The 22,942-nt window shown below is 64.1% G+C and carries 23 protein-coding genes and 1 tRNA gene; 13 read left to right on the top strand and 11 right to left on the bottom strand.

The genetic code is table 11. The annotated features are described in order from the left end of the window. The 4 genes from AAFX91_RS09910 to AAFX91_RS09895 form a co-directional block, all read right to left on the bottom strand. The coding region (locus AAFX91_RS09910) for a molybdopterin-dependent oxidoreductase (RefSeq protein ID WP_394566324.1) at positions 1-1,236 on the bottom strand (1,236 nt) is incomplete at its 3' end. Positions 1,237-1,247: 11 nt separating this feature from the next. Continuing rightward, entirely contained in the window at positions 1,248-1,475 is a 228-nt protein-coding gene (locus tag AAFX91_RS09905; RefSeq protein WP_130580499.1) for a formate dehydrogenase, read from the bottom strand. Between the two features lie 199 nt (positions 1,476-1,674). Further along, positions 1,675-2,841, bottom strand: a complete 1,167-nt coding sequence (locus AAFX91_RS09900) for a cytochrome P450 (protein WP_130580498.1) — start codon at positions 2,839-2,841, stop codon at positions 1,675-1,677. Positions 2,842-2,926: 85 nt separating this feature from the next. After that, positions 2,927-3,703, bottom strand: a complete 777-nt coding sequence (locus tag AAFX91_RS09895; RefSeq protein WP_394566323.1) for a helix-turn-helix transcriptional regulator — start codon at positions 3,701-3,703, stop codon at positions 2,927-2,929. Between the two features lie 231 nt (positions 3,704-3,934). Here AAFX91_RS09895 and AAFX91_RS09890 point away from each other — a divergent pair, with 231 nt between their 5' ends. From AAFX91_RS09890 to AAFX91_RS09875, 4 genes are read left to right on the top strand one after another with little or no spacing between them, the layout of a single operon-like run. Continuing rightward, the gene (locus AAFX91_RS09890) at positions 3,935-5,083 is read left to right on the top strand and encodes an ABC transporter substrate-binding protein (RefSeq protein ID WP_130580496.1); all 1,149 of its coding nucleotides are present in this window, start codon (positions 3,935-3,937) and stop codon (positions 5,081-5,083) included. 23 nt (positions 5,084-5,106) lie between these two features. Beyond that, the gene (locus AAFX91_RS09885; RefSeq protein WP_394566322.1) at positions 5,107-6,321 is read left to right on the top strand and encodes a cytochrome P450; all 1,215 of its coding nucleotides are present in this window, start codon (positions 5,107-5,109) and stop codon (positions 6,319-6,321) included. 11 nt (positions 6,322-6,332) lie between these two features. After that, positions 6,333-6,656, top strand: coding sequence for a 2Fe-2S iron-sulfur cluster-binding protein (locus AAFX91_RS09880; RefSeq protein ID WP_394566321.1), 324 nt, complete (start codon positions 6,333-6,335; stop codon positions 6,654-6,656). 39 nt (positions 6,657-6,695) lie between these two features. Then, positions 6,696-7,907, top strand: coding sequence for an ABC transporter substrate-binding protein (locus tag AAFX91_RS09875; RefSeq protein ID WP_394566320.1), 1,212 nt, complete (start codon positions 6,696-6,698; stop codon positions 7,905-7,907). Positions 7,908-7,987: 80 nt separating this feature from the next. On the opposite strand, the gene AAFX91_RS09870 is transcribed toward AAFX91_RS09875, so the two are convergent. Continuing rightward, a tRNA-Arg gene (locus AAFX91_RS09870) sits at positions 7,988-8,064 on the bottom strand. A gap of 299 nt (positions 8,065-8,363) precedes the next feature. Between AAFX91_RS09870 and AAFX91_RS09865 the strand changes: the two genes are divergently transcribed. Both AAFX91_RS09865 and AAFX91_RS09860 read left to right on the top strand, forming a co-directional pair. Further along, positions 8,364-9,713, top strand: coding sequence for a protoglobin domain-containing protein (locus AAFX91_RS09865; RefSeq protein ID WP_394566319.1), 1,350 nt, complete (start codon positions 8,364-8,366; stop codon positions 9,711-9,713). Positions 9,714-10,075: 362 nt separating this feature from the next. Continuing rightward, the gene (locus AAFX91_RS09860) at positions 10,076-10,693 is read left to right on the top strand and encodes a hypothetical protein (protein ID WP_282530515.1); all 618 of its coding nucleotides are present in this window, start codon (positions 10,076-10,078) and stop codon (positions 10,691-10,693) included. Positions 10,694-10,808: 115 nt separating this feature from the next. On the opposite strand, the gene AAFX91_RS09855 is transcribed toward AAFX91_RS09860, so the two are convergent. Continuing rightward, on the bottom strand, positions 10,809-11,027 hold the full coding sequence (locus AAFX91_RS09855) for a hypothetical protein (protein WP_282530516.1): 219 nt from the start codon (positions 11,025-11,027) through the stop codon (positions 10,809-10,811). 60 nt (positions 11,028-11,087) lie between these two features. Beyond that, positions 11,088-12,092, bottom strand: a complete 1,005-nt coding sequence (locus AAFX91_RS09850; RefSeq protein ID WP_394566318.1) for a 2-dehydropantoate 2-reductase — start codon at positions 12,090-12,092, stop codon at positions 11,088-11,090. A gap of 146 nt (positions 12,093-12,238) precedes the next feature. Between AAFX91_RS09850 and AAFX91_RS09845 the strand changes: the two genes are divergently transcribed. Next, complete coding sequence (locus AAFX91_RS09845; protein WP_394566317.1) at positions 12,239-12,844, top strand: YidB family protein; 606 nt, start codon at positions 12,239-12,241, stop codon at positions 12,842-12,844. Positions 12,845-12,894: 50 nt separating this feature from the next. Then, on the top strand, positions 12,895-13,173 hold the full coding sequence (locus AAFX91_RS09840) for a GlsB/YeaQ/YmgE family stress response membrane protein (RefSeq protein ID WP_394566316.1): 279 nt from the start codon (positions 12,895-12,897) through the stop codon (positions 13,171-13,173). Positions 13,174-13,302: 129 nt separating this feature from the next. On the opposite strand, the gene AAFX91_RS09835 is transcribed toward AAFX91_RS09840, so the two are convergent. Then, positions 13,303-14,085 (bottom strand): SDR family NAD(P)-dependent oxidoreductase, encoded by a 783-nt coding sequence (locus tag AAFX91_RS09835; protein WP_394566315.1) that lies wholly within the window; start codon positions 14,083-14,085, stop codon positions 13,303-13,305. Between the two features lie 265 nt (positions 14,086-14,350). Here AAFX91_RS09835 and AAFX91_RS09830 point away from each other — a divergent pair, with 265 nt between their 5' ends. From AAFX91_RS09830 to AAFX91_RS09820, 3 genes are read left to right on the top strand one after another with little or no spacing between them, the layout of a single operon-like run. Next, positions 14,351-15,418 carry an acyl-CoA dehydrogenase family protein gene (locus AAFX91_RS09830; protein WP_394566314.1) on the top strand — a complete coding sequence of 356 codons (1,068 nt, stop codon included), beginning with the start codon at positions 14,351-14,353 and terminating at the stop codon, positions 15,416-15,418. Positions 15,419-15,433: 15 nt separating this feature from the next. Next, entirely contained in the window at positions 15,434-16,594 is a 1,161-nt protein-coding gene (locus AAFX91_RS09825; protein WP_282530521.1) for an acyl-CoA dehydrogenase family protein, read from the top strand. A 39-nt stretch (positions 16,595-16,633) separates the two neighbouring features. Next, positions 16,634-17,434, top strand: coding sequence for an enoyl-CoA hydratase/isomerase family protein (locus AAFX91_RS09820; RefSeq protein WP_394566313.1), 801 nt, complete (start codon positions 16,634-16,636; stop codon positions 17,432-17,434). 104 nt (positions 17,435-17,538) lie between these two features. On the opposite strand, the gene AAFX91_RS09815 is transcribed toward AAFX91_RS09820, so the two are convergent. The 3 genes from AAFX91_RS09815 to AAFX91_RS09805 all read right to left on the bottom strand — a co-directional run bounded on the left by AAFX91_RS09815 (position 17,539) and on the right by AAFX91_RS09805 (position 20,442). Beyond that, complete coding sequence (locus tag AAFX91_RS09815) at positions 17,539-18,291, bottom strand: hypothetical protein (protein ID WP_394566312.1); 753 nt, start codon at positions 18,289-18,291, stop codon at positions 17,539-17,541. 2 nt (positions 18,292-18,293) lie between these two features. Then, positions 18,294-19,088: an enoyl-CoA hydratase gene (locus tag AAFX91_RS09810; protein WP_394566311.1), complete on the bottom strand. Its 795-nt coding sequence runs from the start codon at positions 19,086-19,088 to the stop codon at positions 18,294-18,296. A gap of 145 nt (positions 19,089-19,233) precedes the next feature. After that, on the bottom strand, positions 19,234-20,442 hold the full coding sequence (locus tag AAFX91_RS09805; RefSeq protein WP_394566310.1) for an ABC transporter substrate-binding protein: 1,209 nt from the start codon (positions 20,440-20,442) through the stop codon (positions 19,234-19,236). 518 nt (positions 20,443-20,960) lie between these two features. Here AAFX91_RS09805 and AAFX91_RS09800 point away from each other — a divergent pair. Together AAFX91_RS09800 and AAFX91_RS09795 are read left to right on the top strand one after the other, a co-directional pair. Further along, positions 20,961-21,701, top strand: a complete 741-nt coding sequence (locus tag AAFX91_RS09800; protein WP_130579260.1) for a hypothetical protein — start codon at positions 20,961-20,963, stop codon at positions 21,699-21,701. A 145-nt stretch (positions 21,702-21,846) separates the two neighbouring features. After that, positions 21,847-22,881: a LysM peptidoglycan-binding domain-containing protein gene (locus AAFX91_RS09795; protein ID WP_394566309.1), complete on the top strand. Its 1,035-nt coding sequence runs from the start codon at positions 21,847-21,849 to the stop codon at positions 22,879-22,881. Positions 22,882-22,942: the final 61 nt, after the last annotated feature.

Here is a 22,942-nt window from a genome sequence, read left to right as displayed (position 1 = left end):
CGTCGTCACATCGAGGCCGAGATCGGTCGCGCCCTGCACGTTGGTGTGGCCGCGGAAGATGTTGGCGCCGGCGCCGGGCATGCCGACATTGCCGGTGGCAAGCAGCAACAGGCAACTGGCGCGGACATTGGCGGTGCCGGTGGCGAACTGGGTCTGCCCCATCGCCCAGATCAGCGTCGCCGGCTTCTGCTTGGCGAACAGTTCGGCGATATGCTTGACCTGCGCCTCGGGCAGGCCGGTGACCCGCTCGACCTCCTTCGGATTCCACTTCGCCGCCGCCTTGCGGATTTCATCGTCGCCGTAGACGCGCTGGCTGATGAATTCCTTGTCCTCCCAGCCGTTCTCGAAAATGTGCCACAGCATGCCGTAGATGGTGGCGATGTGGGTGCCCGGGCGCACCCGGACATATTCGGTCGCATGCGCCGCGGTCCGCGTCATCCTTGGATCGACCACGATCATGTTGGCGCGGTTGAGCTCCTTGCCCTCGAGGATGTGCTGCAACGAGACCGGATGCGCCTCGGCCGGATTGCCGCCCATCAGCAGGATGGTCCTGGCGTTGCGGATGTCGTTGTAGCTGTTGGTCATCGCGCCGTAGCCCCAGGTATTGGCTACGCCGGTGACGGTCGTCGAATGGCAGATGCGGGCCTGGTGGTCGGAATTGTTGGTGCCCCAGAACGCCGCCAGCTTGCGGTTGAGATAGGCGGCCTCGTTGGTGAACTTGGCCGAGCCGAGCCAATAGACTGAATCGGGACCCGCCTTCTGGCGGATATCCATGAGCTTGTCGCCGATCTCATTGATCGCGGTCTCCCAGGAGATGCGCGTCCACTGGCCGTTGACGAGCTTCACGGGATAACGCAGGCGGCGCTCGCTCAGGACGTCGTCGCGCACCGCGGCACCCTTGCAGCAATGCGAGCCGCGATTGATCGGGCTGTCATAGTCCGGCTCCTGCCCGATCCAGACGCCACTGGCGACCTTGGCGATGACGGAGCAGCCGACCGAACAATGGGTGCAGATATTCTTGCGGGTCTCAACGGGCGCGCTCGCAGGCGGCGGCGGGCCGGCCTCCACCTTGCGCACGCCGTTCAGCGCGAGCTCGCCGAGCGCCGCGAGCGTACCGGCAGCGATGCCCGAACGCTGCAGAAAAGTGCGGCGATCCAATCCGCCGCCTGGCCTGTCCGCTTGCGCGAGAACAGGCCTTGCACTTCCTCGACGACGATCCGACTTCCTGATCAGCACGAACGCCTCCTCTAGCGGGCGCCGGGGTAGCTGTTGACGCGGTAGAAGTCTCGAACCTCAGCGGAATCGGCCTGATAGCGCGCCCTGCGCTTGTCCTTCATATCGACCGATTGCGTGGCTGCCGGCAGTGACAACAGCGCGCCGACGGCGGCCGCGCCGCTACCCGCGATGGTCAGGCGAAGCAAATCACGCCGAGGAATTTTTCGCTCAGGGTTTTCCTTCTCAGGATATTCCTTCATCGCGGCGCGCTCCCAAAACCAGGTTCGCTATTCGCTACGCTACTCCGCGCGATGCCGGACTTCAATTGCGAACCGATCACCTCGCAGTGCAGCAAGCGTTACCATCCGCGCACCGCGACAGCCGGTCGCATCCAGTCGGAAAAAACCTGGACGTGCCGTTCTCTGTAGCTATCCGTTGAAAGCGAATCTCTTGAGGTGCCTAACCCCATGCAATAGGTAAATTGAGCAACCCGCGAAACGCCCAGCCGCCGATCCGCACAGGCTCGTTCTCGACGATGCGGAGGTTCTTCAGCCTGGCAAAGATAGCCGGAAGCGCAACATCGGCGACCATGGCGCGCGAGGCCCAGGCGCCGGCGCAAAAATGCGGGCCGGCGCCGAACGCGATGCTTTTGCTGGTGTCGCGGCCAAGGTCGAACTCATCAGCGCGTTCGAAATGTTTTTCGTCGCGGTTGGCCGAGCCGAACATCAGGAACATCCGATCCTCGGGCTCAAAGGCAACGTCACGGATTTTCCACGGCTTGGCGATGCGGCGCGGCGACATGCCGATCGGCGAGATCCAGCGGGCATATTCCTCGAATGCCTGCATCCAGGGAATCTTGCCATCCATGACCGATCTCAGTTGATCGGGATGCGTCAGCAGCGCCCACGCGGTACCGGCGATCGCGTCGCGCGGTTCGTTTTGACCACCGCTGATCGAAAGCTTGATGTTGGCGCGCACGCTCTCCATCGGCATGCCGGATGCGAGCATCACGCCGAGCAGGCTTTGATCGGGCTTCTTGCTGAGCACCGGCAGCATGTCGTCGATGGCCGCATCGATGCCCGAAGTCGCAGCGTGACAGCGCGCCTCCACGGCGGGGTCTCCAATATAATTGGCGATGCCGTCAATCATCCCCTGCGACCACGCGTTCATGTCCTGAAAGCGCATGTTGGTCAGCCCGGTGATCGATTTCAAACACTCCGCCGAGAACGGCAGCGCGAAGTCGCGCACGAAATCGCATGCACCCGCGGGCTCGAGCTCGGCGATGATGCGGTCGGCATGGGCCTGGAATTGCGCCGTCCAGTGAGATTTGACGGTCTTCGGAGACACGGCAGGAAAGATTGCCTTCCGCTCTTCGAGGTGAGCGTCGCCATCCTTGCGCATCATGTTGTGGCCCATCAGCCTGTTCATCAGGCCTGCGGGCTGGTGCGATGAGAAGACGTCGATCTGCTTTTCCGAGATGAAGATGTCCTCGCGACTGCAGAGCAGCGTGCTGCCGAGCTGCGGCACTAATGCGATCGGGGCATCCCGACGCAAATTCGCAAGCATCGGATAGGGATCGCTCCAGAATGCCGCGACGTCGATATCGATACGAGGCGCAGTGCTCACGGTTTGGCCCTCCGGGTATTCCTCAAAGGGTACCCGAGGAGTCGGAGGGACGTCTGTCCCGCTGGTTGGGGACAGGAACTCCCGGCTAATGCGCGGAGCGGGGCAGCGCCATCAGGCGCAATGCAATGCTGAACAGTTCGTTTTGCGAGGAGATGCCGAGCTTCTCGTAGGCTCGCTTGCGATAGGTGAAGGTCGAGTGCAGGCTGATCCCGAGATCCGCCGCGATCGCCTCTGACCCATAGCCCGACAGGATCCGCAGGCAGACGTCCTTCTCCCGGCCGGTCAGCCTGAGGAACGGCTCGCGGGTCGCAAACAGCGTCTGCAGTTTTGTCGGAGCCTCCGCGACAACCTCCTCCTGACAGTGACGCGCCACGATCGCGGTGATGGCCGGCGCCATGTTGCAGAGACGTGTGGCCTCACTGCGCGTAAACCGGCCTTGCTCCGTGGTCCGGTAGAAGTTCACGTAGAAGCAGGCGCTGTCGACCCAGATCGCGGCAGCGATCTTGTCCACGATCTCCGCATCCTCAAAAAACATCTTCCTATAGCTGTCGCTATACATGCGGCGGGAAAAGCTCGGCAGGACGATCGGGCGAGGCACTGCTCGCTGGTGCAGGATCGTCTCCCGGTTCGGATCGGCCAGATGAAAGTGCTCGGAATACGCGGCGCCGAGGTCCGGCCCGATGCCGATGTTTCCGATTCCCAGCGCGCAACGCGCCGTCCGCTCCGTCTCAAAGGCAAACACCATGCAATGGCCGACACCGGCCACGGCCCGAACCGTATCCATCAGGACCTGCGAGAACGAAGGTCGACCGATGGCAAGCACCATCGGCGCAAGGACGCCTGACGAATCTCCCGGTTCCATCGCTCCTGTCCCCATCGCGTCCTCCGAATTTTTCTTCAAGCCTATCAGCAACATCCGCGGGTTTGAAGCGTCTCCTGCGACATCCCGCACCCCTTTTCGGCCGGCATGTGTCACCAATCAGGGGGACAGACGCACACCGCGAGACAGGCGATAATTGCAGAGCGCGGATGTGCCTGACGTCCTCGGCGTATCCGCGCGCCTTGAAAAAGAATTCTTGCGGGAGGGACTACAATGAGGCTGGGCCTTGCCGGGCTTTGGATCTTCGTGACCGCGGTTCTCTGCGCCTCGGACGCGAATGCGGACATCAAGGTTGGGATCGTTGTCTCCGCGTCCGGACCGGGCTCGGCGCTCGGACAACCACAGATGCGAACGGTTGCGGCACTGCCGAAGGAGATCGGCGGCGAAAAAGTCGTCTACATCCCGCTCGACGATGAATCGGATACCACCAAGGGCGTCCAGAACGCCCGGCGCCTGGTGATCCAGGACGGCGTCGACATCCTGATCGGATCGTCGCTGACACCCGTGACGATGCCGATGCTCGATATCGCCATGGAATCGAAAACCCCGATCATCTCGCTGGCGGCTGCTACGGCCATCGTCCAGCCGATGGACGACCGCCGCAAATGGGCGTTCAAGGTCGTGCCGAACGATGACCTGATGGCGGCGGCCATTCTCAAACATATCGCGAAGTCGGGCATCAAGACGCTGGGCTATATCGGGGTTTCGGATGGATATGGCGAAGGCTATTACAAGGAGGTCAGCCGGCTCGCTCCGACGCTTGGCCTGACGGTGACGACGCATGAAGTTTATGCGCGCGCCGACACCAGCGTCACGGGCCAGGCTTTGAAGGTGATGGCGACCAATCCGGAGGCGGTGTTCGTCGCATCCGCGGGCACGCCGGCCGTATTGCCCCAACAAGCCCTCCGCGAACGGGGCTATGCCGGCAAGATTTTCCAGACCCACGGCGTCGCGACGGAAGAGTTCATCAAGCTCGGCGGCGCCAATGTCGAAGGCGCCGTGTTTACCGGGGAAGCGTTCACCATCGCGGAGGACCTGCCGGCGAACGATCCGTTCCGGCTGGCGCGAGAAGAGCTTGTCTCTGCATATGAGAGGGCGAATGGCCAGAAACCGAACATCTTCGCCGCGCATTTGTGGGATGCCGTCGCGCTGTTCAAGAGGGCGGCGGCAAGCGCCTTGAAGACCGCCAAGCCGGGTACGCCGGAATTCCGGGCGGCGCTGCGCGACGAGCTTGAGCGTGGCAAGGACGTCTATTTGAACAACGGGCTGTCCACCATGAGTCCGACCGACCACAATGGCTACGACGAGCGTTCCGCCTTTCTCATCAAAGTGGATGGTGGAAAATTCCGGTTGGTGCGATAGGGCAAGCAAGAGGGAGGACTTGAATGAGCACACTCGGCTCCTCTTCCACGACCAGCACCGTTCCGCATCTGGACGTTGATCCCTTTGCGATCGAGTTCTTCGCTGATCCTTTCCCGACCCATGAGGTCCTGCGGGAGGCGGGGCCGCTCATCTATCTCGATAGGTGGAACGTCTATGGCGTTGCACGCTACGCCGAAGTCCATGCGGTGCTGAACGATCCTGCGACCTTCTGCTCCAGCCGCGGCGTCGGCCTGAGCGATTTCAAGAAGGAGAAGCCATGGCGGCCGCCGAGCCTGATTCTCGAAGCCGATCCGCCCGCCCATACCCGGATGCGCGCCGTGCTCAGCCGCGTGCTGTCCCCTAGCGTCATGAAGCAAGTGCGCGACGGCTTCACTGCTGCCGCCGAAGCGAGGGTCGACGCGCTATTGGACAAGCGCAGTTTCGATGCGATCGAGGATCTTGCGGAAGCCTATCCGCTCTCGGTCTTCCCGGATGCGCTCGGACTGAAGGCCGAGGGCCGCGAGCATCTGCTCCCCTATGCCAGCCTGGTGTTCAACGCGTTCGGTCCGCCGAACCAGTTGCGGCAGGAGGCGATCGAACGTTCGGCGCCGCACCAGGCCTACATCGCCGAGCAATGCCAGCGCGAAAACCTCGCACCCAGCGGCTTTGGCGCCTGCATCCACGCGCGCGTCGACGAAGGCGAGATCACCGCCGCCGAGGCGCCGCTCCTGGTGCGCTCGCTGCTGTCGGCCGGCCTCGATACGACCGTCAACGGCCTCGGTGCGGCGATCTATTGCTTGGCCCGCTTTCCGGATCAATGGCAATTGCTGCGCGATAATCCGACACTGGCGCGCAACGCCTTCGAGGAAGCGGTGCGCTTCGAAAGCCCGGTCCAGACCTTCTTCCGCACGACCACGAGAGAGGTCGAACTCGGCGGCGCGCCGGTCGGCGAGGGCGAGAAGGTGCTGATGTTCCTCGGCGCGGCCAATCGCGATCCGCGGCGCTGGGACCAGCCTGACAGCTACGACATCAACCGGCGCACCAGCGGCCATGTCGGCTTCGGCTCGGGCATCCACATGTGCGTCGGCCAGCTCGTGGCCCGCCTCGAAGGCGAGGTGATGCTGTCGGCCTTGGCCCGCCGCGTCGCAAAAATCGAGATCACGGGCGAGCCGAAGCGCCGCTTCAACAACACGCTGCGCGGGCTCGACAGCCTGCCCGTTACCATCACTCCGGCCTGACGAGAGGCGCGATGACTGCGATCACCTTCATTCATCCCAACGGCCGAAGCGATCGGGTCGAGATCAGCGACGGCGAGAGCGCGATGCAGGCCGCGACCCGTCACGGGCTGGATGGCATTCTGGCCGAATGCGGCGGCAACGCCATGTGCGCCACCTGCCATGTCTATGTCGACGATGGCTGGCTTGTGCGCCTCCCGCCGATGGGCGACGAGGAAGACGCCCTGCTCGACGGCACAGCCTGCGACCGCCTGCCGAGCAGCCGTCTATCCTGCCAGATCAGGATCACGCCCGACCTCGACGGACTGGTGCTGCGCCTGCCGGAACGGCAGGTCTGAGCAACGATCGGCTGCGAAGACATGACCGGGGAGAGGATGATGAAGCGGCTGGGCTGGACCCTTGTGCTACTCGGAAGCCTGACGGCGAGCGCAGCGAGCGCCGAGATCTCCGACAACATCGTGCGCATCGGCGTGCTCAATGACATCTCCGGCATCTTCCAGGACACCAATGGCATGGGCTCGGTGGAAGCTGCGCGGATGGCGGCGGAGGATTTCGCCGGCGGGGGCAAGAACATCAAGGTCGAGATCGTCTATGCCGATCATCAGAACAAGGCGGATGTCGGGTCCGCGATCGCGCGCAAATGGCTCGACGTCGACGGGGTCGACGCGATCGTCGACGTCCCGAATTCGGCCGTCGGCCTCACCATCAATTCGCTGCTTCGCGGCACGCGAATGACCTTCCTGGCGTCCTCGACGGCAAGCTCTGACCTGACCGGCAAGGCCTGCTCGCCCAACACCATTCAGTGGGTCAACGACGCCTGGGCCACCGGCAACACCACGGCCGCGGCCATGATGCAGCGCGGCGGCAAAGACTGGTACTTCGTCACGGTGAACTATGCGCTCGGGCGAGGCATCGAGGCGGAAGCGACCAGCTACATCGAAAAGCACGGCGGCAAGGTGCTGGGATCGAGCAAGCATCCGCTCGGCACCTCGGACTTCGCGTCGTTCCTGCTGCAGGCCCAGAACTCCAAGGCCAAGGTTATCGGGCTCGCCAATGCCGGCGGCGACACCATCAACGCGGTCAAGCAGGCTGCCGAGTTTGGCATCCAGGAAGGCGGCCAGACACTGGTCGCGTTCCTGCTGTTCATCAATGACGTGCACGGCATGGGACTGAAGGTCGCGCAGGGACTTCAGCTCCTGGAAGCCTTCTACTGGGACATGGACGAGGACACCCGCGCCTTCGCCAAGCGATTCGCCGCGCGACCGGGCATGAACGGCAAGATGCCCAGCGGCAATCAAGCCGGCGTCTACGCCTCAACTCTGGCCTATCTCAACGCGGTCGCCGCAACGGCAAGCGACGATGCCAAACAGGTCGTGCCCCAAATGAAGAAGTTCAGAGGCAAAGACAAGCTTTTCGGCGACGTCGCCATCCGCCAGGACGGCCGGGTCATCCACCCGCTCTATCTGTTCGAGATCAAGAAGCCCGAGCAGTCCAAATACCCCTACGATTACTACAAACTGATCGCGACGATCCCGGCCGAAGAGGCATTCCGGCCGATGGCGGACGGCGGCTGTTCGCTGGTGAAGTAGGAGAGGTCCTGAAATCGGCGGAAGGGATGCAGTACGTCAAGAACTGCCCGTCTTTATCGGGTTTCCTGCGTCCGGAAGAATGGCGATCCCGGGAAGACTCGAACTTCCGACCTACGGTTTAGGAAACCGCCGCTCTATCCGGCTGAGCTACGGGACCGCGAACCCCTCTCTCGGAGCTTCGGCACCTCATAGCAGACTGAAAGTCCGATCGCCAGACTCCGCGGCGGTCGGCGCCGCTCGCGGCTGATCGCGTGAGAAAGGGTTCCGGCGCGCTGTCCGTACCTGGTCGAAGGGCCGCTTCCGCGAATACGCGCGCGCCAGATGTGAACAACAAGTTAACCGGCTGACCTGCCTTGCTTGAGCCAGATCAAGGTCATCTGGCTCGAATCGCGCAAGAATCGGGAGCGGCCGCTTTCGGCCGTCCCCACCTCACTCCTTCCCCATCCGGAGCACTCTGTGAATAGCGCCGGCAGCTTTGCCACCCGTCTCGCCTTCCATCGCATCGACCATCACACCACTGCCTTGTTGCGCGAGGCGCGCAGCCTTGTCATCGACGCGCTGCCCGGGATCCTTGACCGCTTCTACGATCACGTCAGTCGCTTCGCGCAGACCGCGCGCTTCTTCCGCAGCCGCGAGCACATGATGCATGCCAAGCAGATGCAGGTAAAGCACTGGTCCATCATTCTGGAGGGACGCTTTGACGCCGACTATGAAGCATCCGTGACGCGGATCGGCGAGATTCACAACAGGCTCGGGCTCGAGCCGAGCTGGTATATCGGCGGCTACAATGCGCTGTTGTCGGATCTCGTGAGCGAGGTCGCGATCCGCATGCCGGTGCGCATGCTGAGTCGCGGCTCCGCAGCGAAGCAGGCCGCGATGCAGCGCGCGATCGTCAACGCGGCGCTGCTCGACATGGATATTGCGCTTGCCGTCTACACCGAGGCCGAACGCCGCGACCGGCGGCAGATGCTGGACCGGCTGGCGACGGATTTCGAGACCGCGATCGGCGGCGTCGTCGGCATTGTCGCCTCCGCATCCGCCGAGCTGCAGGCGGCGGCGCAATCGCTGCAGGGCGCGACCGATCGCACCTCGGCGAAGTCGGGTCTGGTCACGGTGGCCTCGCGCGAGGCAACGACGAATGTCAACGCGGTCGCCGCCGCGGTCGAGCAACTCACCAATTCGATCCGCGAGATCGGCGCGCGCGTCACCGATTCGGCCCGGATCGCGACGGAGGCGACTGCGGCAATCAATGCCGCCGGCGACAAGATGCAGAAGCTCTCGGCCGCCGCCCAGCAGATCGGCACCATCGTCCATCTCATCACCGACATTGCCGGCCAGACCAACCTGCTCGCGCTCAACGCCACCATCGAGGCGGCGCGCGCCGGCGACGCCGGGCGCGGTTTTGCCGTGGTTGCGCAGGAGGTCAAATCGCTCGCCGAGCAGACCGCCAAGGCGACGGCCGACATCGCCGCGCAGATCGGCGACATCCAGCAATCGACCACGGAGTCGGCAAGCGCCATCGGCGATATCGTCGGCGTGATCCGCTCGATGGGCGAAGTGTCGACCGCGATCGCCTCCGCCGTCGAGCAGCAGGACGCCGCCACCAGCGAGATCTCGCGCAACATCCAGCAGGCGGCCGTCGGCACCAGGGACGTGTCTGAGAATATCGAGGACGTCACGCATGCCGCCGAGGAGAGCGGCGGCAGCGCATCGAATGTGCTCGATGCGGCGGGCGAATTGTCGCGGCAGTCGGAGCTGCTGCGCAATGAAGTGTCAAAATTCCTCGCGACCGTGAAGGCCGCCTGAGAACGTTCCGAGCAGACGCCGCTGTGGTTCTGCATCCTGGGCGGGGCGGAAAACGGTGGCGGCCGGGCGAGGTAAGCGAAATCCTCGTCGCTGTCGCGTGGGTTCCATCCGGACCCAAGCCCATTGTGTGAATCGCGGCGACAACGACCGCGGCCAGCTTGCGTGCCGTCCTTCGCCTTGAAATTTCTTGAAAATTTTAATCGAAGCCAAGCGTGACCGGGTGCGCTATGAGACCTCGCCCACACCCTGTGGACGCACGGTTCCACCGTGACAAGCGCCATCAAAATGACGACAATCCGCCCAACTCTCTCGCCCGTCCGAATCTGGCTGGGAATGCCTCTGTGATCGCCTCGCGTTTGCTAATGCTCAGTGTTGCCGCCACCGCCGGTGCAGCCGTGCTTGCGCCCGCGCGCGTCGACGCGCAATGGTGGCGCGGCACGCCGAGGGATTTCGAGGAATGCGCCGACGTCGCCGAGAAGGCGAAGACCAAGGAAGACAAGACCTCGCAGCTTGGCGACTGCAACGCGAAATTCGCCGGCCGCCGCAAGCCCGGCGGCGGCTACACTTATTATGACTTCCTGCAGGACCGCTCATTCGACATCTCCGGCCCCAACCCGACGCCGGAGGAGCAGAAGAAGATCGACCAGGAATATGCACGCTATCTGGAAAAGCAGCGCCGCGAGAGCATGACCGCGGCGCTCGCCTTGAAGCAGCAGCAGGAAGCGCAAGCGCAGCAACCGCCAATGCAACCGCCCGCGCAGCCGGACGTCCAGAAGGTGACATTGCGGACCGAGACGGTGCGGGTGCCGGTGCCGGTGGCAAGCCCGGTCAAGCGGGCCGAGCGCATCAGAGCCGCAAAATGCGCCAAGGACTCGTTTTCCTGCGACTGGCCGCGGGTCTCCGCGAGCTGGAACGAGTTCAAGAAGATTTTCGCCCCGCAGCCGCCGGCGCCGCCCGCCAAGGCGAAGCAGCGGAGCTGATCCATTCGGAATTGTAGTAGCCCGGGTGAAGCGAAAGCGTAACCCGGGGCCGCCCCCGCCTAAGGCAAAGATCCCGGGTTGCGTTTCGCTCCACCCGGGCTACGACGTGCCCTAACTAGCGCGGATGGGTCCGCTTGGCGCGGTGCGGCGCGACCGGCTTGCGGGCAGGCGCAACCGGATCAAAGGTCGGCGCCCGCGATGCCGCGCGGCTCTCCTGCAATCGTGCGTCATAGCCTGGGGATGGGACGACCGTCGGCGGCGCGGCATGGGAGGCCGCGACTGAACCTAGAGTCAGGGTCACAACCGACCACAGTGCGGTGGCGATCCGTCTCATCGATCCTCCTTCATCATGTCCTCATTGAAAGTCGTGCGGGACCGACGCCGTTTCAAGGCATCAGCCTCGGATCTGCTCGACCGTCAACCCGGGCGAGCCCTTGCCCGCCGCCTCGGCCTGCTTGACCAGTTCGACGATACGCCGCGACAGCGGCGCCTTCAGGCCGCGCCGGTCGGCGATATCTGTGATGACGCCCTGCAGATAATCGATCTCGGTGCGGCGCCCGCGCTTGAGATCTTCCCACATCGAGGAGCGCGCCTGCGGATCGATCTTCATGGTGCGCCCGAGCAGTGCCCCGAAGATCATATCGGGTAGCCGCAACAGCGGCGGCATCAGCCCAGGCGGAATCGGCGTCGGCGACACCGGCCTGATGCCTTCCGCCTTGATTACCGCGAGCCCCTCCGCCATCTGGTCGGCGAACAGCTTTCGCCAGCTTCGCTGCGCGAGCTGCCGGCGCAGCGGGACGTCGGAGAGCGCATTCAGCGCGTTGTTGAGATTGACGATCAGCTTGCCCCACTGCACGCGGTCAATATTGTCGGTGGCGCGCATCGCAAGGCCCGGCACCGATAATCGCTGCGCCGTGGCCGCCGCATCCCGTTCGACGACGATCGCGCCTGATGTCGAGCGGTGAAACCTGCCCTCGCCGAGCCCGACCACGTTGAACGGCACCATCCCGCCCAGCACCTTTCGCCCGGGCAAACGCTGGCGCAACAGGCCGACATTGCCGACGCCGTTCTGCAGGCTGACGATATCAGCGTCTTCAGGCGCGTGGCCGGCGATGATGTCGGCCATATCAGCGGTATCCGCGCTCTTGACCGTGACCAGCACCGTGCCGGCGTCGTCAAAAATCGAGGGATCGTCCGACAGCGTGATTTCATTCGCGGCAAGCCTTTGCTCCGACCCGTCGAAGCCGGTCAGCCGCAGCCCGTTACCCCTGATTTCATCGATCACGCGCGGCCGCGCCAACAGCGCCACCTTGCGGCCGGCGGCAGCCAGCATGCCGCCGACAAAACAGCCGATGCTGCCGGCGCCGGCGATCCCGATCGGTCGATCTAAAGCATTCATCCGCCGTTCAACCTCGTGACCATAATCGATAGCAGAGTTGGTATTTTGTGCCTACCGAACGGAAGCCGCAGCTTGCGGCCGTGCCTTGTAACCGTCATGGGCGGCCGTTATGTTTTCGGCGCGGGGCAGATACGCGGGAGAAGACGATGGGTTTACTCGACGTACTCAACGGCATGCAGAATGGCCCGCGCGGGCCCAGCACGCCGAGCGCCGAATCCGACAAGGGCGGCATGTCGCCAATGACCATGGCCATCCTGGCACTACTGGCCTGGAAGGCGGTCAAGCATTTCACCAACCAGCCCGGCGAGGCCCCACGGCAGGCGCCGACGCCGACGCCACCTCAGACACCGGCTCCCCCGCCCGGCAACGTCGTGGCCGCAGGCCTTCCCGGCGGTCCCGCCGGCGGCGGGCTGAGCGACCTTCTCAAGGGCGGCCTTGGCGGACTGCTCGCGGGTGGTGCGGCCGGCACCGTCCTCAGCGGCGGGCTCGGCGATCTCCTCAAGCAACTCCAGGACAAGGGCCTTGGTGACCACGCCGATTCCTGGGTCAGCAACGGCCCGAACAAGCAGGTCGCGCCGGGCGATCTCGCCAATGCGCTGGGTGCCGACCAGATCGACCAGATCTCCGCGCAGAGCGGAATGTCGCGCGACGACCTGCTCCGCGGCTTGAGCCAGTATTTGCCCAACGCCATCAATCATCTGACGCCGGACGGCCGGTTGCCGAACGACGATGAAATCTCGAGGCGGATCTAATTGCGACCGTGTGAAGCGGTGATCTCTCGTTTCAGGAAAGGACGACCGCCATGACCGGCATTCTCTGGATCATTATCGTCGGCTTTGTCGCCGGCATCATCGCGCGGTTCCTGTCGCCGGGACCGAACAACCCGAGCGGGTTTATCCTGACCACGGTGCTCGGCATCGCCGGCGCGTTCCTCGCAACCTGGATAGGTCAGGCCATCGGCCATTACAGCCCCGACCAGGGCGCCGGCTTCATCACCGCCACGATCGGCGCGCTGGTGGTGCTGTTCATCTGGAACCGGCTGGTGGCGAGCGGCGTCATTCCCGATCCCGGCAGGCGGTAGTCGTTCGCCGCTTTGAGCGCGCACGTAGGGGTGGGCAAAGCGCAGCGTGCCCACCTTTCTCGTACGGTCCGTGGATGGTGGGCACGCTGCGCTTTGCCCACGCCACCGCAGTGCTCTCGCAATCGACGATTATGCGATCAGATGCATCCCCGCATCCATGCGCACGCACTCGCCGGTCATGTTGCCCGAGGCCGGCGTCGCCAGGAAGCAGACGAGCTGCGCGATATCTTCGGCCGTTGAGGCGACCTTCAGCGGCACCCTCGCCACGACAGCATCGCGCACCTGCTTGGCGCCGGCTTCGCCGCGGCCCTTGGTGAACCAGGGCGTATCGATATAGCCGGGACAGACCGTGTTGACGCGAATGAGCGGCGCGAGCGCACGCGACAGCGACAACGTCATGGTGTTGAGCGCGCCCTTGCTTGCAGCATAAGCGATCGAGGAGCCGACGCCGGAGATGCCTGCGACCGACGAGACATTCACCACCGCCGAGGCGCGCCCCGACGCGTTCGCGGCGGCTTCAAGCAGCGGACGGGTCGCGCGCACCATCTGGAACGGCCCGATCGTGTTCACCGCGTAGATGCGCTGGAAATCTTCCGCCGAGAGCCCGTCGAGATTGTCGTGCGCGACATGCTTGGTGGTGCCGGCATTGTTGATGAGCGCATCCAGCCTGCCCCAGGATGCCGCCGCAGCGGCGATCTTCCGACAATCCTCGTCGCGCGACACGTCGCCCTGCACCACCATGACCTCGGCGCCGGCGCTGCGGCAGAGATCGGCGGTCTCCTCGGCTTCCTTCTTGCTGTTGGAATAGTTGACGACGACGCGCCCGCCGCCCTTGGCCAGGATCTGCGCGGTCGCGGCCCCAAGGCCGGACGCCGAGCCCGTTACGATTGCATACAAACCATCCTTCGACATCCGCACTCCCTCTTTAGCTTTTGCGCTCAAACCGTTCCGGCGCTGGCATACCATATCGCGCACCCAGCGCGACAAGCCAGAACTCCGTTGCGTGGAATTTCTCTTTCCGCACTATGGCTCGCATGCCGCCGCCGCAGGCGGCCCTGCGGACAGCGCTTGTCACGGCTATGGCTTTTCCGCATCATAAAGCGCAAGAACGGAACGCACTCGGCGCGACAGTTTGGCGCGTCCGAGACGTGCCAAATTCGATAACTTGAGGAACGCCGTGGCGGAGAGTGAGAATATCGTCGTCGAGACCGCAGAGAAAATCTTTGCCGATCTCGCCGACGCCCAGACCATCAACAGTGACAAGACGGGAAGCTGGAAAGCGCCACTCTGGCAGGCGCTGAGCGAGGCCGGCCTGCCGCTTGCCTGGGTGCCGGACGATCTCGGCGGCTCCGGCGCGAGTCTGGCCGATGGCTTTGGCGTGCTCAACGCCGCCGGCCGGTTCGCGATCGCGGTCCCGCTCGCCGAGACCATGCTGGCGGGCTGGCTGCTGGCGCAAGCGAAGATCGCTTGTCCCGACGGCGAAATGACGGTGATCCCCGCGAGCCCGAAAGACCGCATCACGCTCAATGCTGATGGCCGCCTGTCCGGCCGCGCGCGCGGCGTGCCGTTTGCCAAAGCGGCAAAGCATGTCGCGGTGCTGGCGCATGGCAACAATGGCGGCATCTCGATCGCATTGGTCGACGCTGCCAAAGGCCGGATCGAGGCCGGCCTCAATGTCGGCTACGACAATTCGGATACCGTGACACTGGACAAGGTCGAGCCAATCACGATCAAGCCGGCGCCCAAGGGGTTTGACCAAGCCACGCTGATGCTGATGGGCGGCGTGGTCCGCAGCCTGCAGATCGCGGGCGCGCTGGAAGCGATGCTCGACATTTCCGTGCGCTATTCCAATGAGCGCGTCGCCTTCGAGAAGAAGATCTCGAAATTCCAGGCGGTGCAGCACAATCTCGCACGCCTCGCTGGCGAATCGGCCGCCGCGCTCGCCGCCGCTACCTCTGCCGCCGACGCCATCGCGAACGCGACCTCCTTCGACGACGCGGTGTACCTCGAAGCAGCGTCCGCCAAGATCCGCTGCGCGGAGGCGGCGGAGAAAGGGGGCGCCATCGCGCACCAGGTGCACGGCGCGATCGGCTTCACCATCGAGCACATCCTGCACCGCTATTCGCTGCGCGCGCTGGCCTGGCGCGACGACTTCGGCTCGGAAAGCCATTGGGCGGTTGAGCTCGGCAAGCGCGTCGCCGCCAGAGGCGCCGACGAATTGTGGCCGCTGGTGGCCTCGCGCTGATTTACGGAAAGAGCTATGACTGCAGCCCTACGTTTCGATCCGATCCGCCTGCCGCCCGAATGCGAGCGATTGCGTAAAGAAGTGCGCGCCTTCCTTGCCGAAGAGATCGCCGCCGGCACCTTTGATCCGAACAAGCCCAACCGCGAAGACACCGACGCACCGGAATTCTCGCGCCGTGTCGGCGCCAAGGGCTGGCTCGGCATGACCTGGCCAAAGAAATATGGCGGCCAGGAGCGCTCGTTCCTGGAGCGTTATGTGGTGACCGAGGAAATGCGGGTCGCCAACGCGCCGACACGACGCTTCTTCGTCGCCGACCGCCAGAGCGGACCGGTGCTGCTGAAATATGCGCCCGAGCATGTCAAGATGGACATCCTGCCGCGCATCTGCCGCGGCGAGCTCTGCTTTGCGATCGGCATGAGCGAGCCGAATTCCGGCTCGGATCTGTTCGCGGCGAAGACGCGCGCGACCAAGACCGATGGCGGCTATCTGATCAACGGCAGCAAGATCTGGACCTCCTCGGCGCATATCGCCGACTACATGATCGCGATCTTCCGCACCTCGCCGCCGACCAAGGAAAATCGCCGCCACGGCCTGACCCAGTTCCTGGTCAAGATGAAGCAACCAGGCATTCAGGTGAATCCGATCGGCCAGATCACCGGGCAGTACGAATTCAACGAAGTCGTCTTCACCGACTATTTCGTGCCCGACGATCACGTGCTGGGCGAGATTGACGGCGCCTGGAAGCAGGCGACGAGCGAGCTCGCCTATGAGCGCAGCGGCCCCGAGCGCTTCCTCGAGACTTACTACGTGCTGACCGAACTCGTGCGCGCCGTCGGCGACAAGCCGGACACCCGCAGCGCCGAAGGCATCGGCCGCCTGGTGGCGCAGCTACACACCATGCGCCGCATGTCGGTCTCGGTCGCCGGCATGCTGCAGGCCGGCAAGGAGCCGGTGGTGGAGGCGTCCATCGTCAAGGACATCGGCACCGTATGGGAGCAGCAATTGCCGCACCGGGTGCGCGACCTCGCCGCCTTCGTCGAGGAGACCGCATCCAACCGCGAGACGCTGGAGAAGCAGCTCGAGTTCGCGATCAGGACGGCGCCGAAACTGACGATCCAGGGCGGCACCACGGAAGTGCTCCGCGGCATCATTGCGCGCGGACTTGGTTTGCGCTAGGCGCGCGGCCGGCCTGCGCTAGTTCAAAGGGGAACGCTCATGAGCAAATATACCGATATCGGCGTCGAGAAGCAGGGCCATGTCGGCCTGATCGAAATCCGCAAACCGCCGTTGAACTTCTTCGACGTCGCGCTGATCAATCAGATCGCGGATGCGCTCGAGGAATTCGACCGCGACATCGAAATCCGCAGCAGTGTGCTCGCCGCCCAAGGCAAGGCGTTCTGTGCCGGCGCCAATTTCAGCGATCCGGCACGGCAGGAGCAGGAAGCGCGCGCGGAGTCCGATCCGGCCGCCAATCTGCCGATCAACCATCTCTATGTGCAGGCGGTGCGCATCTTCCGCAACAAGAAGCCGATCGTCGCCGCCGTCCACGGCGCCGCCATCGGCGGCGGACTCGGACTTGCCGTCTCCGCAGACTTCCGCGTCACCTGCCCCGAGGCCCGCTTCTCGGCGAACTTCACCAAGCTCGGCTTCCATCCCGGCTTCGGATTGACATTCACGCTGCCTAAGTTGATCGGCAAGAACAACGCGGAATTGATGTTCTACACCAGCCGCCGCGTCACCGGCGAGGAGGCCTATCGCTGGGGGCTCGCCAATGTGCTGGTGCCGCAGGACCAGGTGCGATCAGAGGCGCTCAAGCTCGCGCAGGAGATCGCCGAATGCTCCCCTCTCGGCCTCATCTCCACCCGCGCCACCATGCGCGGTGACCTCGCCGACCGCGTGCTCGCAGCCACCAACCATGAACTGATCGAGCAGACCAGGCTGCGCTCCACGGAAGATTTCAAGGAAGGCGTCAAAGCCAGCGCCGAGCGCCGCGTCGCGAATTTCAAGGGGCGGTAACGCCGCTTGCGCCGACGCGTAGGGTGGGAAAAGCGCAGCGTGCCCACCTTCTCTTGCACAGACCGTGAATGGTGGGCACGCTGCGCTTTGCCCACCCCTACAAGTCAGTGCATCAGGCGGAACGTTACCCCACCCAACGAGAATTCATCGCCGGCGACGTTCAGACCTTTCTTCCCGGCAGCGTCGCGGACCTTCGCGACATCGGCGACCTTGAACGTGAGCGCGCTCATGATCTCGCTTTCGCCGTTGACGAAGCGGAAGCTGCAATTCGGCAGGCGTAACTCGGCCTCGCCGTTCACCGGCCAATCAAGAATCCGCCCCCAATGCTGCGCCAGCGCTTGCGGCTCCGGGCTCTGCATCTCGACTTCTGTCAGCGCCTGCGTCACATCTTTTCGGATGTGTTTCTGCCACTCCGGCCCGGCCGGGGGATAAGGCCCCAGAACATCGTCGCTGCCATCGGTGTGGTTGAACTCGATGAAGGCAGCGCGGCAGTCGCGCGGGTGGAGCTGCACGCCGTGATAGAGTGCATGCGTGATGACGTTCGCGGTGCGCACGCCGATGGCATTGGCATGCGCGCCACGCGCGTCGGGATCGTCGCAGCAGAAGATCGCCATGTAGCCGCCGCGGCCGCCGGTCTTCTCGATGAAGCGGCCCGCGGCCGTGCCCGGCTGGAACGGCGCCACCACTTCGAGCAGGATGGTGTCGACCGGCAGCAGCGCGTTCTCCAGCCCATATTTCGCGACATTGCCGTCGCGATAGCAGACGCTCAGGCCCATGATGTCGGCGATGTCAGAAATCACGGGCGCGAGCTGTGGGGCCACCAGGCAGATCTGGCGCAGCCTGAGATAGCCGGCCATCCCTACTCGCCCTCGAAGACGGGCTTGCGCTTCTCGACGAACGCCTTGGCCGCTTCCTTGTGGTCGGCGGTCTCGCCGCAGCGGGTGTGATGGATCGCTTCGCCATCGAAACAATCCTCGAGCGACAGATGCTCGGCATTGTTGATGTTGCGCTTGATGAAGCCGAGCGCGATCGACGGTCCCTGTGCCAGCGACATCGCAAGCTCGCGTGCGGCGGCGTCAATCTGCGCATCCGGCACCACCGTGGTCACGACGCCAAGCGCATGCGCCTCCTGTGCGGTGAGGACCGGCGAGCTCAGATAGAGCTCGCGCGCCTTCGCGCTGCCGAGGAGCTGGGTCAGGAAATAGGTCCCGCCATAATCGCCGGAGAAGCCGACCTTGGCGAAGGCGGTCGTGATCTTGCATGACTCGCTCGCCACGCGCAGGTCACAGGACAGCGCGATCGAGAGCCCGGCGCCGGCCGCCGCGCCATCGAGCTGCGCCACCACCGGCTTTGCCATCTGATGCAGGATCCGCGAGACCTCCATGCCGCGGCGCAGATTGGCAAGCTTGGCCTCGAACGGCAGCGGCGCCCGGCCCTCCGCCATCGACTTCACGTCGCCGCCGACGCAGAAGGTGCCGCCGGCGCCCTTGATCAGCACCGCGCGCACCTCGTGATCCTCGGCCGCCCGACGCGCCGCCTCGACAAGTCCGCGCGTCATATCCGGGTTCAGCGCATTGCGCCGCTCCGGGCGATTCATGGTGATGGTGAGCAGGCCGTTGTCGAGGTTTTGCAGGACGATGCTGTTTTCAGTCATGGGATTCGCTTTCTTGGTTGTTGGTTCTCGATATCATATCCCCCGCCGTCATTGCGAGCGCAAGCGAAGCAATCCATCTCGCCGCTTGCGGAGGCATGGATTGCTTCGTCCGCTACGCTCCTCGCAATGACGACCACGTTTCGCGTCACTTCTTCACCAGCGGGCAGCGCGAGTTCTCCAACGATTGGAACGCCTCGTTGCCCGGAACGGTCGCGAGCAGCTTGTAGTCGTCCCAGCGTCCCTTCGACTCGGACGGCTTCTTCACCTCGAACAGATACATGTCGTGCACCATGCGGCCGTCCTCGCGGATCCTGCCGTTCTTGGCGAACATGTCGTTGATCGGGGTCTGCTTCATCACCTTCATGACAGCCGCGGAATCCGTGGTGCCCGCGGCCTTCACCGCCTTCAGGTAATGCGTGACGGACGAATAGACGCCGGCCTGCGCCGAGGTCGGCACGCGCTTGGTGCGCTCCATGAAGCGCTTGGTGAACGCGCGGGTATCGTCGTTCAGGTCCCAATAGAAGGCTTCGGCAAGCAGCAGCCCCTGCGCTGTGTCGAGCCCGACGCTGTCGATGTCGGTGACGAAGGCGAGCAGCGGCGAGAGTTTCTGGCCGCTCTTGGCCAGGCCGAATTCGGCCGCCTGCTTGATCGCGTTGATGGTATCGCCGCCGGCATTGGCAAGCCCGACCACCTTGGCCTTCGAGGCCTGCGCCTGCAGCAGGAAGGACGAGAAATCCGATGTGTTGAGCGGATGGCGCACGCTGCCCAGCACCTTGCCGCCGGTCTTGACCACGACATTGGTCGTGTCCTTCTCGAGATCCTGCCCAAAGGCGTAGTCGGCGGTCAGGAAGAACCAGGTGTCGAGGCCGGACTTCACCGCCGCGAGACCCGTCACATTGGCCTGCGCGAAGGTGTCGAACACATAGTGCACGGTGTAGGGCCCGCAGGCCTCGTTGCTGAGGCGGATCGAGCCGGGGCCGTTGAAGATGATGATCTTGCCCCGCGCCTTGGCGATCTCGCCCGCGGCAAGCGCGGTGGCGGAAGCCGCGACGTCGAAGATCATCTCGACGCCCTGGTTGTCGAGCATATCGCGCGCGATGTTCGCGGCGAGGTCGGCCTTGTTGAGATGGTCGCCGACGACGACTTCGACCTTGCGCCCCAGCACCTCGCCGCCGAAATCCTCCACCGCCATCTTGGCGGCGGCTTCGCTGCCGGGGCCGGTGATGTCGGCGTAGAGGCTCGACATGTCGAGGATGCCGCCGATCTTGAGCGGCGGCGGCTTGCTTTGCGCCAGCGCCGCGGTGGCCGAGACCGCCAGCATGCAGGCGAACGCGCCTGACAGAATTCGTTTCATGAAGCCCTCCCGGTTCGTCAGCCACATTGACTGTGGTCTACCATTTTGCGGCGCGATCATGCCGCATGGGATTGATGGCAGCAAGCCGCGGCAACGCATGAATCCATCTTTGGTTTTCCGCTAAGCGGAATGATCTTCGGCGTTGTCAGCCGCACGAAATATCTCGATGTTCATCGAAGTTTGTGGTCGCGGCGGCCGGACCAGGCAGCGCTTTGACCGCGGATCGCCGCCCCAAGCAGCGGCTTGCAAATCGAGCCCGTAAGCGCGCCGGATATGCCGCAATCAAAAGCGCGTGCCCGGCCGCTAATTTCGTTTGCCTCCCGACGGTCGCCATGTTCTCGCCAAGTTCCCGCCATTCCCCTAGCTCACGACAAACATTAACGAATCCCGCAGATCGTGTTGCTCCCGAGACACGCCGCAACAGTAAAGCCACGCTACGCGTACCGCTTTTGTTGCGGTTGCGAGCGCGCCGGGGTTACGGTCATCGGCAATATCCGGTAGCGCTTCGAGGAGGAGCCATGAACGCATATCGCGGCCACACTGGACTGGTCGGCCGGCATTTGTCTCCGCGGCTGCGCGCCATCGCGACCGCGCTGTTGCTGCTGCTTCCGGTCGTCGCAAGCCCGGCGCAGGCTGCGCCGGAATCGGCGGCCGCTCGCGCCTCCACCGCGCACGTCTATATGCTCCGAGGGGTGTTGAACATCTTCTCGCTGGGACTGGATCAAATTGCCGCCAAGCTGCAGGGCCAGGGCATCCAGGTGACCATCAGCAATTACGTATTCTGGTCGTCGCTCGCCAACGAGGCCGCGGCCGAATACCGAAGCGGCAAGACCAAGACCATCATCCTGGTCGGCCACTCCTCGGGCGCGACCTCCCTGCCCGACATGGTCGCGAGGCTGGACCAGCTCGGCGTTCCCGTGAAGCTCGCAATCGGGCTGGACTCGGTGTTCCACACCAGCCTTTCCGGACGCGTCGGACGATACGTCAATTTCTACGTCGCCAACGGCGCCGGCACGCCGGTCGAAAGGACCAGGGGCTTCCAGGGCACGCTGGAGAACGTCAATGTGGCGAGCGTGCCCGGTGTCGGGCACCTGACGATCGAAAAGAACCAGATCATGCAGCAGAAGGTGATCGGCGAGATTGACGCCGTCGTCTTTGGTCGACCGAGTCCGGCATCGCCGACGAGGCGACGGCAGCCGAGTGAGGCAAGCGTCGCCGCACCACCACGGGCGGCCAGCGCGGCTGCTGCTCGCAACTGATCCTGGGCCGATCGAATTGCGGCGCATTGGTTGCGCCGCAATTCTGCCAATTCCTGCGCGATAGTCCATCCTGAACGCGGGCAAGTGGCCTGCCGGCGATCGAGAGCCGGCGTATCTGCGCGCCGAAACCACAGGCGGAAGGCGCATGATCAATCCGAAGCCGGTTATGGCCATTGTGTTCCGGGCGATGCTTATCGCCTGCGTCTGGTCGGCTGGTTGCAATTTCACACTCGCGGCTCCCGCCGCAAAGCAGGCCAATACCGCCGCTGCGGTGGCGGCACCGCCGCCGCCTGCCCCGGAACAGCCCCCGCCGACTCCACGCGTGCGCGCCTATCTGTTTCGCGGCGCAATGGGCCCGATTTTTTCGCGCGGCATGGATCAACTGACCAGCCGCCTCGAGGAGGTCGGCGTCCAGGCCGACGTCTACGAGTTTACCATCTGCCGGCTCATCGCCGCGAAGGCGATCCGCGAATACAAAAAGGATCCTCTTCCGATCGTCCTGATTGGGCACTCGATGGGCGGACTCTGCTCCGTGATATTCGCGGAGGTCCTGCAGCAGGAAAATATCCCGGTCAACCTGATTGTCGCCATCGATCCGGCGCACGCAACGGGGAAAGTGCCGCTCAATGTCGAGCGCTTCATCAATATCTTCATGTCCGACAGCGTGCTGGGGGGCGGCGATGTCGTCGCGGAGACAGGCTATCAGGGCCACTATGCAAGCTACGACTTGAAGGATCACTCGGAAGTCACCCACATCAACATCGACAAGATGGACACCATCCACGACCAGTTGGTGAATGCGGTCGTGCAACTCGGGACGACACCGATGCAGGTCAAGGGCGAGACGGCGCCGCTGCGCTACATCGTTCCAGCGGACGCTCCGCTGGAGCTATGGGATAGCGGCATTCCGCAATTCGCCCGCGCAGGCGACACCTTGCAGAGCCTCGCCACGGCGAACCACGTCCCGCCGTGGGCGCTCACCCAGGCCAATCAGCTACCGGATAACGCCCCGCTGACCGCCGGTCAGCGCATCGTCATTCCGCGTCACCTGATGCCGGTCGCACAGCAGCCCGCCACGACAGCGACGGCTGCGGAGCCGGCAAAGCGACCGACAAGTCCCGCTCCCCGCTCTTCGCGGGGCCAGGCTTCGGGCGAGAAGTCCTCGCCGCGACCACGGTGACGGATTTCTGCACGTAGCCCGGGTGGAGCGGAACGCGCAAACCCGGGGCCACTCGCAAACG

The organism is Bradyrhizobium sp. 31Argb, from assembly GCF_043638955.1.
Taxonomy (GTDB): domain Bacteria; phylum Pseudomonadota; class Alphaproteobacteria; order Rhizobiales; family Xanthobacteraceae; genus Bradyrhizobium.
Note: the sequence above shows the minus strand (reverse complement) of the source record. Positions and strands in the feature narration are given on the sequence as shown.

What these genes read in the sequence shown, in the direction of transcription:
- AAFX91_RS09905 (WP_130580499.1), bottom strand. Translation starts at nt 1,475, where the DNA reads ATGAAGGAATATCCTGAGAAGGAAAACCCTGAGCGAAAAATTCCTCGG.
- AAFX91_RS09895 (WP_394566323.1), bottom strand. Translation starts at nt 3,703, where the DNA reads ATGGAACCGGGAGATTCGTCAGGCGTCCTTGCGCCGATGGTGCTTGCC.
- AAFX91_RS09890 (WP_130580496.1), top strand. Translation starts at nt 3,935, where the DNA reads ATGAGGCTGGGCCTTGCCGGGCTTTGGATCTTCGTGACCGCGGTTCTC.
- AAFX91_RS09885 (WP_394566322.1), top strand. Translation starts at nt 5,107, where the DNA reads ATGAGCACACTCGGCTCCTCTTCCACGACCAGCACCGTTCCGCATCTG.
- AAFX91_RS09880 (WP_394566321.1), top strand. Translation starts at nt 6,333, where the DNA reads ATGACTGCGATCACCTTCATTCATCCCAACGGCCGAAGCGATCGGGTC.
- AAFX91_RS09875 (WP_394566320.1), top strand. Translation starts at nt 6,696, where the DNA reads ATGAAGCGGCTGGGCTGGACCCTTGTGCTACTCGGAAGCCTGACGGCG.
- AAFX91_RS09860 (WP_282530515.1), top strand. Translation starts at nt 10,076, where the DNA reads ATGCTCAGTGTTGCCGCCACCGCCGGTGCAGCCGTGCTTGCGCCCGCG.
- AAFX91_RS09855 (WP_282530516.1), bottom strand. Translation starts at nt 11,027, where the DNA reads ATGAGACGGATCGCCACCGCACTGTGGTCGGTTGTGACCCTGACTCTA.
- AAFX91_RS09850 (WP_394566318.1), bottom strand. Translation starts at nt 12,092, where the DNA reads ATGAATGCTTTAGATCGACCGATCGGGATCGCCGGCGCCGGCAGCATC.
- AAFX91_RS09845 (WP_394566317.1), top strand. Translation starts at nt 12,239, where the DNA reads ATGGGTTTACTCGACGTACTCAACGGCATGCAGAATGGCCCGCGCGGG.
- AAFX91_RS09840 (WP_394566316.1), top strand. Translation starts at nt 12,895, where the DNA reads ATGACCGGCATTCTCTGGATCATTATCGTCGGCTTTGTCGCCGGCATC.
- AAFX91_RS09835 (WP_394566315.1), bottom strand. Translation starts at nt 14,085, where the DNA reads ATGTCGAAGGATGGTTTGTATGCAATCGTAACGGGCTCGGCGTCCGGC.
- AAFX91_RS09825 (WP_282530521.1), top strand. Translation starts at nt 15,434, where the DNA reads ATGACTGCAGCCCTACGTTTCGATCCGATCCGCCTGCCGCCCGAATGC.
- AAFX91_RS09820 (WP_394566313.1), top strand. Translation starts at nt 16,634, where the DNA reads ATGAGCAAATATACCGATATCGGCGTCGAGAAGCAGGGCCATGTCGGC.
- AAFX91_RS09815 (WP_394566312.1), bottom strand. Translation starts at nt 18,291, where the DNA reads ATGGCCGGCTATCTCAGGCTGCGCCAGATCTGCCTGGTGGCCCCACAG.
- AAFX91_RS09810 (WP_394566311.1), bottom strand. Translation starts at nt 19,088, where the DNA reads ATGACTGAAAACAGCATCGTCCTGCAAAACCTCGACAACGGCCTGCTC.
- AAFX91_RS09805 (WP_394566310.1), bottom strand. Translation starts at nt 20,442, where the DNA reads ATGAAACGAATTCTGTCAGGCGCGTTCGCCTGCATGCTGGCGGTCTCG.
- AAFX91_RS09800 (WP_130579260.1), top strand. Translation starts at nt 20,961, where the DNA reads ATGAACGCATATCGCGGCCACACTGGACTGGTCGGCCGGCATTTGTCT.
- AAFX91_RS09795 (WP_394566309.1), top strand. Translation starts at nt 21,847, where the DNA reads ATGATCAATCCGAAGCCGGTTATGGCCATTGTGTTCCGGGCGATGCTT.